The sequence below is a fragment of the Cerasicoccus maritimus genome (genome assembly GCA_031296935.1).
GTDB lineage: Bacteria > Verrucomicrobiota > Verrucomicrobiia > Opitutales > Cerasicoccaceae > Cerasicoccus > Cerasicoccus maritimus.
Genome location: JAVDPD010000002.1, coordinates 76,955 through 90,915, shown reverse-complemented (window position 1 = coordinate 90,915; position 13,961 = coordinate 76,955). Strand labels below are relative to the sequence as shown.

Genomic DNA, 13,961 nt, shown 5'->3' with positions numbered 1-13,961 from the left:
ACTACTCAACTCGCGGCACAAGCCACATGGCCTGATAAGGCGCAAGTTTAATGCCGCGTGAGCCGTCGCTGTGGGTCTTGCCCGACAGGATGTCGTAGAATTTCTTCGCCTTCTTGAGCAGCTCGGTGTCCTTCGGGTTGACCACGGTTTGCTCCTCGTCGGAGAAATTAAACACACAGAACACCGTCTGGTTTTTACGCGGCGAAGTGCGCTCCAAGGCAAATAAATTTGGGCCTGCATCGATGATCTTCTGATCGCCGTCCGGGTGGAAGGCCGGGTAGTTCGTGCGGCGGCGCAGCATCTGTAGATATTTGCGGAACACCTTGCCCTGCTTGCGCGACTTGTCGCCCAGCAGATCCATCAGCTCCTGCTCGTCGTATTTGCGGCGGTTAATCGTGCGCGGAGCGCCCGTCTGCTCGACACCTTCGTGGTAATTTGGCGTCGCCACCAAGCTATGGAAATAAACTGCCGGCACGCCCTTGAAAGCCAACGCCACAGCCTGAGAACACAGGAAGCGCGCGGCGCCCGTGCCATCGGAATCATGACGCCCGGACAGCGCTGAGAAATACGTAATGTTTAGCTCGTAGGGGCTCTGCGAACCGTCGGGCAGCGTCCGCTTGGATACATGCGCCCCGCTCTGCTCCACAGAGTGGATCAGCTTATCGAATTCCTTTTGTGGGAGCAGCCCCTGTAGCGGTCGCACGCCCACACCATCGTGCGACGCAGTGAAGTTGAAGAACGTGCCCTCGCCTGGATCCGGGAACTCAAGTTTCTTCGCCCACTTCGTCAGGTATTTGCTGCTATTGGTCAGCAGCGCGTGTAGAAGCAGCGGCGGCAGGCTAAAGTTGTAAACCATGTGCGCCTCGTCATTTCGACCGAAGTAGCTGACGTTTTCATCATGCGGTACATTCGTCTCGGTAATGATTAACACCTCTGGCGCCACGAGCTCGCAGAAGTCACGCATGAGCTTGATGATCTCGTGCGTTTGAGGCAGGTGCAGGCAATCGGTCCCCACCTCTTTCCACATGAAGGCGCAGGCGTCGAGGCGAACCGTCGTTGCGCCGTGGCTGATGTAGACCATGAGGATGTCCAGGAACTCAAACAGCAGATCAGGATTCTTCCAATTCAGGTCGACTTGATCCGCGCTGAAAGTCGTCCAAACATAGGCGTCGCCATCGCGGGTAGTGGTCTTCGTCAGCAGTGGCGACGTGCGCGGGCGCACGACAGCGGAGAGGTCCGTTTCCGGGTCCATTTCGACGAAGTATTCACTGGCCGGCGAAATGCCGATCAGGAAGTCGCGGAACCAAGGGCTTTGGCTGGAACAATGGTTACAAACCAAGTCGAACATCAGCTTAAACTCATCGCCAAGATTCTCGACGTCCTTCCAGTCGCCGTAGTCCTCCTTGACCTCGCGGTAATCGATCACGGAGAAGCCATCATCACTCGACCACGGATAAAACGGCAAAATATGCACCGTGCTGATTGCGCCTTTGAGGTGCTCTGTCGCAAAGCGTTTCAGCGTAGCCAGCGGCGTGCTTTGTTGGCTCTGCACCATATCCGCATACGTAATGAGGAAGACGTCGTTTTCAGTCCAGCGGTGCTCGGGTTTGAGCGGCGGATTCGTCCCCACTCCATAGCGCCCCACCATGTAATAGAGGCGTTCGGTTAGCTGGTCAGCCTGGTCCCCGTATAAGTAGTAGAGCCGACGCTTAATGCGGGTAAAAATGGCTTGGTCGATGTATTTGATCATGGAAGAAAAGGAGGAAAAAGATTAAAGAAAAAAGGAAAAAGTTCGGTGAGTTTGGTAAAGTTAGAGCTTAATCTTGTTGATGAAGCCTTGGAGCATGGCGGAGATTTCGCGACATTCAGCCACGAGTGGTTCGGTTTGTTCTTTGCTTAACAGACCAACTGCTTGAGACAGATATAGCTGCGTTCGCAATTCGCCAGTTGAGCCTTTAGCAATGCGCAGAAAACGCACAAAATCTTTAGGGCTATTGCGCTCGTAACCTTCAGCAATGTTTGAGGCAATCGACACTGAAGCCCGCGTCATTTGATCTTTTAAACTACGATCAGGAAAAGATTCGAGTTCGCGATAAAGTGAAACAGTCAATCGACAGGCGCGCTTCCACACCTGCAAGCTCTCGAATTCTTTGAAAGCTTCTGCGACTTCGAATTCCACTTTTTCCTTTAATCTTTTTCCTTTAATCTTCACGGACCTCAATTAAGTCCCGTCAGCTGCGTCATCAACATCCGCAACGACCTTCTCAGCACCGTGTAGCTATAATGCCGCCTTGCGACCCGATAATTATGTTCGCACATTTCTTCGCGGTAGGCCGGTTCGTCGAGGATGCGTTTGATTTCATTGACCACGCGATTGGTCACGATGCCGTCCATCAGTGCGAAGCGGAAGCCCTTCGGCTCGATGTCTTGAATGAAGATCGAGTAGCGGTTGACCAGCGTGGGTTTTCGGAAATAAACCGCTTCCAGGAGCGCGTTGCCGAAGCCTTCGTAGGTGCTCGGATAAGTGACGAAGTCCGCGTGCGGGTAAAGGTCCCACAGCGTATAAATCTTTTTGCCGTCGTCATCGTATTGGCGGACTTCTCCAATGCGCTTGTCGAAGTAACGAATGTCGACGCCCTCCTCTTTGGCTTTCTCGTCGAGCATGTGTTTGTAGTCCATGCCTTCGTCGCCCGCGGCGTGCGAGATGACCAGCTTGCAACGCGGATCTTTCAACATGCCCACCGCCGTAATCGCGTGCTCGATGCCCTTGCGGGGCACAATGCGCGTCGGCTGAAGGATCATGATATCGTCCGGCTCCAGGCCGAGTTCATCGCGGATATCCGCAGAATAATCATCGGGCTGCGGCGCGGGCTTATCGAAATCAAAAACGTTCGGAATCAGCAACGCGGAGTCGCCCTTGCGCAGCGCAAACTGCTCTTCGGCCGGGCGGTTGATGACCACGTTGCGAATGTTCGGCAGACTCGGCGGGAAAGCTTGGTCCAGGTAGTCCTGAATGCAGCCCACCGAGAAGCGCGTGCGCTCCCAATAAAAGTCGTGGTGATGCGCAATGGTCGGGATGCCCGTCTCGGCCAAAAACTCCGTCACCGCAATGCCCAGCGGCACGTGCATTGGGATCGTCAGCACGTTTTGCGGAATGATGAAATCGAGGTTATGCTTGCGGGCAAAATTGTGCAGCGTGCTCTTCAGGTAGTCCGCCATGTCGCGAATACGCGTCGAGACCAGCGGATCACGCGCCGTGCGATTCCACAAACGCTCATTGATCCACATATTTTCCGGGTGGCCAAAATAGGCCTCGGGCACGACGTATGCGCAATCCTTACTGCGGTCGTTGAGCCCTGAATACCAGTAGCTCACATGGCGATCGTCCCATAGGACTTCGGCCCATTTTGCGCTCTCGAGAGAGACGCCGTCTGTTCCGGCAAAGCGGGTTGAGATAAATCCGATGTTCTTGGGCATGGCCGACTTAGCTATAGCAGATTAGCTGCCAGTATGTATAAAATTCATTAAGCGGCAAGCAACAACCCACACTTTCTAATCAGAAGTCCGCAACAACGCGCGCACCGTCCCGATGGAATCCGCCTCGGCCGCAGGCTTGTCTTCGCGCCACCGCGCAATCCGCGGGAAGCGCACCGCCAATCCACTCTTGTGCCGACTCGACTCCGCAATGCCCTCAAAATGCAGCTCAAACACCAGCTCCGGCTCAACCACCCGCACCGGCCCATGCTTGGATACCGTGTGCTGCCGCACCCAGCGGTCCACCCGCGCAATCTCGGCATCAGTCAAGCCGCTGTAGGCTTTGGCGAAGGACACCAATTCCGTATCCTTCCACAGCGCAAAGGTGTAGTCCGTAAATAAACCTGACCGCCGACCATGCCCCGACTGCGCAGCCACCAGCACCGCGTCGACAGAATACGGATCGACCTTCCACTTCCACCAATCGCCCTTCACGCGCCCCACGCGATACGGCGACTCCCAGCGCTTGAGCATCAGCCCCTCCACGCCGCGCTCACGCGACTTCTCACGCAGCTTCGTTAAGTCCTCCCAATTTTGAAAAGCAACACCATCGGCCAGCAGAATCGAGCTCTCTGCATGTTCGGAACACAGCGGAGCCACCGCTTTATGCAGCAGCGCGCTGCGCACCCGAAGCGGTGTCTCGCGCTGGTCCCTGCCATTGAACTCCAAACAGTCATAAGCAAGAAAGGCGGCAGGCGCTTCTTTCAATACTTTGGGCGTTAACTTCGTGCGGCCGATGCGCGTTTGCAGCACGGCAAATGACAACGGACGCCCATCGCGCCAAGCCATTAACTCGCCATCGAGCACCGTACCCTCGGGCAAGCGCGCCGCCAACGTCGTGACCTCCGGAAAACGCTCGGCAATCATCTCTTCGCCGCGCGACCAGAGCATCACCTGCCCCTGACGCTTGATCAGTTGCGCGCGAATACCGTCCCACTTCCACTCGGCACGCCAGTCGGCTGGCTCCCCCAAATCCGCGGGCGCACCTTCCAGTGGATACGCCAGAAAAAACGGATACGGCTGTGCCGCGCTGGCTTCGCCGTCGTCTTCTTCCGAGAGCAGGCGCTCAAACGCTTCCGCCGAGGGACGCCACGCGCCCATCAACCGGTGCTCCATCACCGCGCGCTCAATGCCGGCATGCTCGGCTAAAGCACGCGTCACCAGCGTGCGGCTCACCCCTACACGAAAGCCGCCCGTGATGAGCTTGTTGTAAACAAAGCGCTCGCTGCTGCTGAGCGTCGACCACGCTGCGCGCACGAGCGGAAATTGCAGCGGGCCATCCCAATCCGCGAGCGCCATGACACGCTCTTCGACCAGTTGCCAAAGCGGTAATTCTTCACCGCCGCCCTTCCCTACCGGCAGGATCAGCGCCAGCGTCTCGGCCAGGTCGCCCACATGGCTGTAGCACTCCTCGACCATCCACAGCGGAAACTCCGAAAGCTGGCTCGCCCACTCGCGCAGCATCTTGGTCTTCACCGGGGCGCGGAGTTTGTTGCCCATCAAAAACCACAACGCCCACGCCGCCGAACGCGGCTCCGCTTCGGCAAAGTATCCCCGCATCGCCGCGACCTTGTCGTTGGTGCGGTTGGACTCATCGAGCCGCGTGAAAAGTTGCGTGAACGCCTTCACCCCAGCGGCAACTCCGTTTGCGGTTCCTCGGGCTCCTCGCGGTCGATCCGCTCGCCCACAAAATGCGTCGGCACGTTGTAAGCATTGAGGCCCATGACCTCGCGTGCGTAGCGGATAAACGGCGCGGTGTGCCCATGCGTCGCGCCGATGGTTTCCGCGCCAGTCGCCTTGACCGCATCAATGAGCCCCGGCCAATCCACGTGGTCGCTCAGCACGAAACCGCGGTCCAGCGACAAGCGACGCCGCGCGCCGCGAACCGCCATCCAACCACTCGCAAAGGCCAGCGAATTCGGTGCGATCTTCTTGAGCCACGTCGTGCCCTGCACCGAACCCGGTGCCACGACAAGCCCCTTGCCCCGATAGTCCTGCGCATTGTCCTTGGTCAGCGTTTCCACCTCGGGCAGCTCAATGCCCTCACGGCGATACAGCGGCATGAACGGCGCCACCGCGCCATGCACGGCAATGGGCCCGATGCTCGCATCGACGCCCGCCAGCACGCGCTGCGCTTTGCCCAGCGAATAGGCCAACACAATGGAGGTCCGGCCAAGCTCCTGATTCGCACGCCACCATTGGTTGAGCTCGGCAAAGACATCCGCCTGATCCGGCCAGCGGTAGATCGGCAGCCCAAACGTGCACTCCGTAATGAAGTGATTGCAGCGCACCGGTTCGTAATTTTCCGCCGCGGCGTCGGGCGCCGTTTTATAGTCACCGGACACCACCCAGACTTCGCCCTGATGCTCCACACGCACTTGCGCCGAGCCGAGAATGTGCCCTGCCGGATGCAGGGAAACGGTCACGCCGTTCATCGTCGTCTGCTCGCCGAACGGCAGACTTTCAATCGGCGACGCGCTGCCGATGCGATGCCGCAAAACGCCCTCCCCGCTCCGCGAGCACAGGTAGGCCCGCGAGCCCGAGCGCGCGTGATCGCTGTGCGCATGCGTGATGACCGCCCGATCAACCGGCCGCCAGGGGTCGATGTAAAACCCGCCAGCTTCGCAATAGAGGCCGTGGGGCGTGGCATGGATGAGGGGCGGTCGCGGCATTATTTAGTTGTGAGACGGAACGCACTCTATGCAAAATGGTCCCTTTGTCCAATGAACCCTGAAATCACCGACGCCTTAATCCGCTATTCGTGGATTCCATTTGTGACGGCCTTTATCGGCTGGATCACGAACTGGCTGGCTATTCAAATGCTGTTTCGCCCACGCCAGCCCATCCGCTGCTTTGGCGCGAAAGTACAGGGGCTCATCCCGCGTCGCCAGGAGGAGATCGCACTGCGCGTGGCCGAGGTCGTCGAGCAGGAGCTGCTGACCCAGCACCTGATCCGCGAACAGATTGAGCAGCTCGACGTGCACAGCTACATCGACGGCTTTGTCCGCAAAGTCATCCGTGGCCGTGTGGCGGAAAAACTGCGCGGCATTCCACTGATCGGTGGCATGATCAACGAAAGCACCATCGCCAGCCTGGAGCGCATGGCGCTGGAGTCCATCCACGCCGAGATCGAGCCCATGCGCGAGCGCATCGCCAACGACGTCGAGGCGCGCCTGCAAGTCAGAGACATTGTCCGCGACCGCATTTTGGCCTTCGAAATGTATAAGCTCGAAGAGCTCGTAAGGCGTGTCGCCAGCCGCGAATTTCAACTGATCGAAATCCTCGGCGGCGTGCTGGGCTTTGTCGTCGGCCTCGCGCAGGTGGGTATCCTGATCGTGATTAGCTAGCGATTGTTTTGATCCAAATCGCCGTCCATTAAGTCTTCTTCCACTGGCGCGTCGGAGGTATCACCCGTTTCTTCGGAAGGGACAATGGGAGTCGCGGGATTCTTGCCCTCGGGCTTTATTTCATCACTGGCCGAGGCGAAGGAAACGTTGCCCAAAGCGCTGTGGGCACCGAAGGCAGCGGCCTGCGAAAACAAGTTGATCGGCGACTGGCCCTCCTCGTCACTTTCCCAGCGCTGGCCCACAGTGAGTGGGCGGCTCTTGTCGCCTGCCAAGTGAAGGGTTTGTGTGGGAAATGCAAAGTCGATGCCCTCGGCCGCAAAGCGCTCCATAATCTGCACGTTGACCCAGTTCGCGTGCTCAAGGAAATCCCAGTAAGCTGGCGGGTGGTACCAGTAAAGCACCAGAATGTTCAACGAATCGGTATTCAGGTTATTAAAGTAAACGCGCGGCGGGAAATCCGGCTGGTTGATGTTCGCATTGGGGTGCGTCGAGCCGTCTTCCTTGGGCTCCTTTTCGCCCTCGGGCACCGCGAGGATTTCGCGGATAATTTCCACGGCGCGGTTGATACTCGCTGGCTTGGTGTCGTAGGTAATCGTCACATCAAAAACGCGTCGAATATAGGGACGCTGGCCAATGTTCTCGATGACCACAGTCGCCATCTTTTCGTTGGGAATCGAAGTCAGGTGGCCGGTCAACAGGCGGATCTTCGTGGAGCGCAAGCCGATGGACTCCACCGTGCCATCGGCGCCCAGCACCTTGACGCGCTGGCCGACCTTGAAGGGCTTATCCGCAAAGATCATGAAACTGCCAATGATGTTTTCCATCGTCGGCCGGAAAGCCAACGCCACCGCCAAGCCTCCAACCCCAAGGCCCGCAATGAGCGGCCATATGTCGATGCCCAAGTCGTCCAAACCAGCAATGATCACCCAAATTGAGAGCACTGTGCCGATGATGCGCGAGGTCAGCCGCAAGAGGCTCGCGTCAACACTCTCGTCTTTAATCTGCGGCAGCATGATGACCGTTTCCGCCAAGGCCCGACAGAGAATAAACGCCGACCAGGACATTAAAAAGGTTTCCAATATGCGCTCGATCGCCAGGATGCTGAGGATGGCCTGTCCCGTGATGTTCACACCGTTGGTGATGCACCGGGTCACCCAAAAAATAATGCCGGAAATGAACAAGGGGCTGAAGAGACGCAGCCAGCTTTTGTAGGGCGGCTTGCAATGGCCAATCATCCGCGTCGTCCACACATAAACCAAGAGTGAGAGGATAAAACCAAAAGCATAAAGGATGATCGTTGCAATCCATTGCCACAGCGGCTGACCTTTGACTGCCGCATGCATAAACTCTGGCAAACGATCCACCAAACGCCCCCAAAAAGTTGCTTTCGGAATCAGGTTTCCAGGAGTGGTCGCATAGTATTCGTAGAACCCAGGTGAGATATCCGCCGAGTCGTATTTAGCTGAAAAGTGGTTGTAGTAGCGCTCGCTGTAAGGCAGATCTTTGATGCGCTCATAGTCGTCGCGCACGATTTCAATGGTGTGCGGGCTAAACTTAAAGAGCCCCTCGTCATGGCCATCCATGATTTCAGCAATTTCCAACTTCGTATTGGGATAAGTCCAGCGGATTGCCTTGCCCCCGCTATCCTTGCGCATCTGGCGCACCATCTCGATGTCGGGAATCTGGTCAAGCGGCGCTGGCGCCATACGGTCGATGATCTCCTTGATCAACATCGCTGACTCAATGCCACTGTCATAACGCAATGCCTCGGAAACTTCGCTCAAGTTCAGCGTTGAAACCGCGCGCTCCATGCAGTCTTCAGCCAGACGCTCGAGCGCTTCCGCTTCCTCGGTTGTCATGGAGGGCTCGTCCTTGCTAAATGCCTCATCGACCTGCAACAGATAGGCGTAGGCCTGATTCATATTTTTCAAAAAACCTTCCAGGGCCGAGCGCGGGCTATCCAGGTTGATGGCGCGCAAGCGATTGCCCACCAAACGCTCGCGGTTAATCAAACCTTCCGTATCTTGCTGAATGATGTCATAGAGGCTCTCGGCGCCGCCCGTCCGGTAAGGAATATCTCGCATCTGGCGAAAATAGCGCGGCAGCATTTGCACGGTACGCGCCGAGAAACGCCATTCGCCTTCGTAGGGGCCGGAGTCAGCGCACCGTAGCGTGATGCGCGTGTCCGGAATTGTCCATTCCGTGATGCCGCTCGCCTTTACCTCAGCGTAATCGGGGATCGTGTCTTCCGGCGGCATGGCGATTTTCTGGAGAATTTCCTGGAGAAAAACCAGGTGCTCAGTCTGCACCCAGCGCGAACCGCCATCGGGCGTGTTGTTGAAATCCAGCGTACGCAACGCGCGATCATACGCCGCCAAGCCACGGCTACTAGTCACTCGCCCTTCCCCCAGGTATTCATCGACGACCTTCTGATATTCCGTCAAAAAAGTCCTGATGGTGTCCCGCGGGCTCATGGTGTTCGCCGGTCGCAAAGGTTCGTAAGGCAAAGTCGTCTCCTGCACGGCCCTCTCTGCATCCGATACGGCCCTTTCCGCAGTGACTGGCTGCGCCGCCATCATGACCGTCACAAAAGCCAACCAGCGAATCCCCCATTGCCGCCAATCGAACGCCTTCCGCGCAAACATCCCTTCCAAACACGGCCAACCCCAATGACGCGCAGCACGACGAACAGCTTCCAAACGCTCCATACCCATAGAAAACCCTACTTCCACCCCGGTCGGAAGCAAAAAAACGGGAGAAAAACAGTCTGAGCAGTTTCTGCGCTGAACACAGTCAATGTGATTGAGCAACTTGGCCATCCCCCCGATTGCTTCCTCTGCGCACCGACTTGCTGCCTTTTTTTGATGGAGAAAAAACTGCTTTGGTCTACAACGCTATTCCATGAAACGATTGGTTGCACCTTCGATCCTTGCCGGAAACCACGCCCGCCTCGCCGAAAGCTTGGCCGTAGTTGAAGCCACACCCGGCGCCGAGTGGATACACCTCGACATTATGGACGGCCATTTTGTCCCCAACCTCACCTTCGGACCACAAACCATCAAAGACCTGCGCCCGGACAGCAAACTGTTCTTCGATGTCCACTTGATGCTTTCCCGCCCCGATCAATACATCGAAGCCTTCATCGATGCTGGAGCGCAAAATGTGACCATCCACACAGAGCCCGACTACGACCACCTCGCCACACTAAAGCGTATCCGCGAGCTCGGCTCCCAGTGCGGCATCTGCATCAACCCTGGCACGCCGGTGGAAGACCTGCTCCCCTACCTGGACCACGTGGACCTCGTTTTGCTGATGACCGTGCAACCCGGATTCGGTGGCCAATCGTTCCGCACCGACGTGCTGCCCAAAATCGAAACCGTCGCCAAGTGGCGCGTGGATAAAGGCTACCAGTGGCGCATAGAAGTCGATGGCGGCGTGGACGCCAACACTGGCCAAGACTGCCTGAAGGCTGGCGCCGACACCTTCGTAGCAGGCACCGCGTTTTTTAAAAACCCAGACAAACCAGCCTTCGTCGCAAGCTTGCAGGGCTAAAGCACGCTTCATCTAAATTCGCCGAAGTTAGATGCAAGATGCTCTCTAGTTCCGGTTCTTGCGCTTGCCGCGCAGCGGTGGCTTGCCAGAGGTAGCGAGTTTCTCGCTGGGTGACTTCGACTTCCTGGCGGCCTTTTTCTTTGGTTTATCGCTCATCACTTGGGTTCGCTGTTCGAACGCTTTCTTAAGGTAGCCCTGAAACTCGCGCGCCGCTAGTGGCAGCGGAAAATCCGGCAATGAGGCAAAGACAATCTCCCGCTGCGGCGGCGGATCCTGAAGCTTGATCACGTGCAGCCCGCCATCGGCAGAGGCATCCCCCAACGCCATCGCCGGCAGCAATGACACCCCCGCACCCGAGCGGATCAGCGCCTTGAGCGTCTCCACCTGCGCACTCAGGAAGCGCACGCGCGGGCGGAACTCCGCCAGCTTGCAAAACCGCATGACTTGCCCTGTCAGGCAATGCCCCTCACTCATCAGGATAAATTCTTCCTCGCGCAAGTCGTCGAGCGTTGGCGCTTGCTGGCCAATGTGGTGGTTGCCATCGGGCGTCACGAGAAACAACTCCTCATGCCCCAGCTTTTCGGTCTGCCACGGGCCACCCGCCAAGGGCGGACTCACGATGACAAAGTCCAACTCGTTGCGCTCCAGTTGAGCCAGCAACTGCTCAGTCGTCGCCTCGTGCACCACCAGTTCAACTTCGGGATGATTCTGGTTAAAGTTCAGCAGCGCCTGCGGCACCAAAAAGGGCGCAATCGTCGGAATCGCCCCCATGCGGACGGCGCCGCTGATGACCTTTTGCCGGTCGCGCAGCTCTTCCACCGCTCTCTGCGCCTCGGCCAGGATACGGTTCGCACGCGTGAGCAGGATCTCCCCAGCCGGCGTCAGGCGGGACTTGCCGCCCGGCAGCCGCAGGATGAGTTTCTCGTCCAGCTCCTCCTCCAGCTTACGGATTTGTTGCGATAGCGAGGGCTGCGCAATGTGACACTGCTCCGCTGCCCGGGTAAAATTTCCCGTGCGCGCCACTGCCCTGAAATACCGCAATTGGTGCATTTCCATTAGGCTGTAATGGGCCAACCATTAAACATAGGCAACACCTATTAAAACAATAGGAACAATATATTTCACGAATGGCGGTTTTCAGGTTATAAATTTCACCAGTCAGGGGCAGGGCATCGCTATGTCTGTTCCTGACACCACCCGAACAAGCTAACATCAAACACTGTTAACATGCCCGTATTAGTCGGAAAAAAAGCACCCAATTTTAACGCACAGGCGGTCGTCAACGGCCAGATCGTCGAGAGCTTCACCCTGGACCAGTTCCTCGGTAAGAAGTATGTCGTACTGTTCTTCTACCCAAAGGACTTCACCTTCGTCTGCCCGACGGAAATCATCGCCTTCCAAAACGAACTCCAGTCCTTCCAGGACCGCGACACCGAAGTCATCGGCGTCTCCACCGACACCGAGTTCTGCCACTGGGCCTGGGTCAACACCCCGCGCACCAACGGCGGCATCGAAGGCGTCAAGTACCCGCTCGTGGCCGACACGAACAAGACGATTTCCTCCGCTTACGACGTCCTCACTGGCGAGTATGACATCGACGTCGAGGGCAACCTCGTCGCCTCCGGTGAGCTCGTAGCCTACCGCGGGCTGTTCCTCATCGACAAGGAAGGCGTCGTGCGCCACCAGGTCGTGAACGACCTCCCGCTAGGCCGCTCCATCAAGGAAGCCCTCCGCATGGTCGACGCGCTCCAGCACTTCGAAGCTCACGGCGAAGTTTGCCCAATCAACTGGGAAAAGGGCGAAGAAGCCATGAACCCGTCCCACGAAGGCGTTTCGACCTTCCTGAGCAAGTAAAGCTTGATTTCATCACGGCTGGGGCGGAACATTGCCGCCCCGGCCAACTTTATACGCAGCGCAGCCAATGCAAACCGCCGGCCGCGCTGGCAAAACTTGGCTTTTTAACTCCTGGGAGTGAGTTTCCCGACTCCCGCAACTCTAGCTTTAACATCTCATGGAAAACGTAATTATTTTGGGCACGGGCTGCGCCGGCCTCACCTCCGCAATTTATTCCGCGCGCGCCAATCTGGAGCCGCTGCTTCTCGAAGGAACGCAGCCCGGCGGCCAGCTGACCACCACCTCCGAAGTGGAAAATTTCCCGGGCTTCCCCGAAGGCATCGACGGCTTCATGCTCATGGACAACATGCGCAAGCAGGCCACGCGCTTTGGTGCCCGTTTTGAGCAAGACCTCATCGCGAAGATCGAAGTCGAAGACGGCGTCAAGGTCCTCACCGCGGAAAGCGGCAAGGTTTACAAGGCGCGCACGGTCATCATCGCCACCGGTGCCGGCCCGCGCCTGCTCGGCATCCCGGGCGAAAAGGAAATGTGGGGCGGCAAGGGCGTCACCACGTGCGCGACTTGCGACGGCGCCTTCTACCGCAACATGGACGTAGTCGTCGTGGGCGGCGGCGACACCGCTTGCGAAGAAGCCCTCTTCCTCACCCGTTTTGCCTCCAAGGTTTACCTGCTACACCGCCGCGACGAGCTGCGCGCCTCCAAGGTCATGGCCGACCGCACCATCGCTCACGAAAAGATCGAATGCGTGTGGGACACCGTCGCCGAGGAAGTCCTCGCTGACGACGACGGCATGATGAAGGGCGTCCGCGTGAAGAACGTCAAGTCGGGCGAAGTTTCCGAGATCGACGCCAAGGGTATCTTCATCGCCATTGGCCACATCCCGAACACCAAGTTTGCAGCCGACATCCTCAAGCTCGACGACGAAGGCTACATCGTCAGCGACCACGAGAGCGGCGTGCACACCGAAGTCCCGGGCCTCTACGTAGCCGGCGACTGTTCGGACCACGTTTACCGCCAGGCCATCACTGCCGCTGGCATGGGTTGCCGCGCTGCAATCGAGGCCGAGCGCTGGCTCGCCGAACAACCCGCGCTCGCCGAAGCCTAAGCCTACGCGAGCCCTCCACGGGCAAGGCACTGCTCATCACAGGCAGGCAATTTCTTTTCTTGGCTTTCCCAAAGCGCCGGTTTCACGCCGGCGCTTTTTTCATGGGCGCAACATCGCCAGACTTCGCTCATGCCGTCTGACAAATAGGTAGCGCAGGCGCGTCCCCGCGCCGCACCCCCATGCTGACGGTTGTCAATCGATCTACCTTAGGTAAAGGCCAGCGTCCCCGCTGGCCAAGCCTGCAACCAATAGAAGGAATCGGTCCGCGCTAGCCCCATGTCCGCGAAACACCACAAACAGCATACCAGACCTGACTCGCCTACAATATGGCCAGCGGGGACGCTGGCCGCTACCCGAGCTTGAACGAATACGGCAACGCGCAAGCGCGAGCCCTTCATGACAACACCACGGAATGAGCCCAATGACCCCGTGCACTAAAAATGCTTTTTTGTGCACATTTCTCTTGGCCTTAGTTTAATTTATGCTATTTTATACAGCATGAACTTAAAACTACCACTACTTTTGCATTCGGCTGCGCATCCAACATAGCCCTGCCGCTGTTTTTTCTC

General features: G+C 57.7%; 11 protein-coding genes. 4 read left to right on the top strand and 7 right to left on the bottom strand.

Translation table 11 applies throughout. From position 1 onward, the window contains the following. Nucleotide 1: 1 nt before the first annotated feature. From RBB62_RS00920 to RBB62_RS00900, 5 genes are all read right to left on the bottom strand, one after another. Nucleotides 2–1,750 (bottom strand): alpha-amylase family glycosyl hydrolase, encoded by a 1,749-nt coding sequence (locus RBB62_RS00920; protein WP_309396096.1) that lies wholly within the window; start codon nt 1,748–1,750, stop codon nt 2–4. Between the two features lie 60 nt (nt 1,751–1,810). Continuing rightward, a complete protein-coding gene (locus RBB62_RS00915) occupies nt 1,811–2,212 on the bottom strand; it encodes a four helix bundle protein (protein WP_309396094.1) in 402 nt (133 codons plus the stop codon). A gap of 5 nt (nt 2,213–2,217) precedes the next feature. After that, nucleotides 2,218–3,477 carry a glycosyltransferase family 4 protein gene (locus RBB62_RS00910; protein WP_309396092.1) on the bottom strand — a complete coding sequence of 420 codons (1,260 nt, stop codon included), beginning with the start codon at nt 3,475–3,477 and terminating at the stop codon, nt 2,218–2,220. Between the two features lie 75 nt (nt 3,478–3,552). Continuing rightward, nucleotides 3,553–5,163 (bottom strand): ATP-dependent DNA ligase, encoded by a 1,611-nt coding sequence (locus RBB62_RS00905; protein WP_309396090.1) that lies wholly within the window; start codon nt 5,161–5,163, stop codon nt 3,553–3,555. Continuing rightward, nucleotides 5,160–6,206, bottom strand: a complete 1,047-nt coding sequence (locus RBB62_RS00900; protein ID WP_309396088.1) for a ligase-associated DNA damage response exonuclease — start codon at nt 6,204–6,206, stop codon at nt 5,160–5,162. The genes RBB62_RS00905 and RBB62_RS00900 overlap by 4 nt, the downstream gene beginning before the upstream one ends. Before the next feature lie 51 nt (nt 6,207–6,257). Between RBB62_RS00900 and RBB62_RS00895 the strand changes: the two genes are divergently transcribed. Beyond that, complete coding sequence (locus RBB62_RS00895) at nt 6,258–6,881, top strand: DUF445 domain-containing protein (RefSeq protein WP_309396086.1); 624 nt, start codon at nt 6,258–6,260, stop codon at nt 6,879–6,881. On the opposite strand, the gene RBB62_RS00890 is transcribed toward RBB62_RS00895, so the two are convergent. After that, the gene (locus RBB62_RS00890; protein ID WP_309396084.1) at nt 6,878–9,589 is read right to left on the bottom strand and encodes a mechanosensitive ion channel family protein; all 2,712 of its coding nucleotides are present in this window, start codon (nt 9,587–9,589) and stop codon (nt 6,878–6,880) included. The two genes, RBB62_RS00895 and RBB62_RS00890, sit on opposite strands and share 4 nt — an antisense overlap. Before the next feature lie 193 nt (nt 9,590–9,782). Here RBB62_RS00890 and rpe point away from each other — a divergent pair, with 193 nt between their 5' ends. Then, a complete protein-coding gene (gene rpe, locus RBB62_RS00885; RefSeq protein ID WP_309396082.1) occupies nt 9,783–10,433 on the top strand; it encodes a ribulose-phosphate 3-epimerase in 651 nt (216 codons plus the stop codon). 45 nt (nt 10,434–10,478) lie between these two features. Here the strand turns inward: rpe and RBB62_RS00880 are convergent, their stop codons facing one another. Continuing rightward, complete coding sequence (locus RBB62_RS00880; RefSeq protein WP_309396080.1) at nt 10,479–11,489, bottom strand: LysR family transcriptional regulator; 1,011 nt, start codon at nt 11,487–11,489, stop codon at nt 10,479–10,481. Nucleotides 11,490–11,660: 171 nt separating this feature from the next. Between RBB62_RS00880 and RBB62_RS00875 the strand changes: the two genes are divergently transcribed. Beyond that, nucleotides 11,661–12,287 carry a peroxiredoxin gene (locus RBB62_RS00875; RefSeq protein ID WP_309396078.1) on the top strand — a complete coding sequence of 209 codons (627 nt, stop codon included), beginning with the start codon at nt 11,661–11,663 and terminating at the stop codon, nt 12,285–12,287. 157 nt (nt 12,288–12,444) lie between these two features. After that, the gene (gene trxB, locus RBB62_RS00870; protein ID WP_309396076.1) at nt 12,445–13,392 is read left to right on the top strand and encodes a thioredoxin-disulfide reductase; all 948 of its coding nucleotides are present in this window, start codon (nt 12,445–12,447) and stop codon (nt 13,390–13,392) included. Nucleotides 13,393–13,961 lie beyond the last annotated feature (569 nt).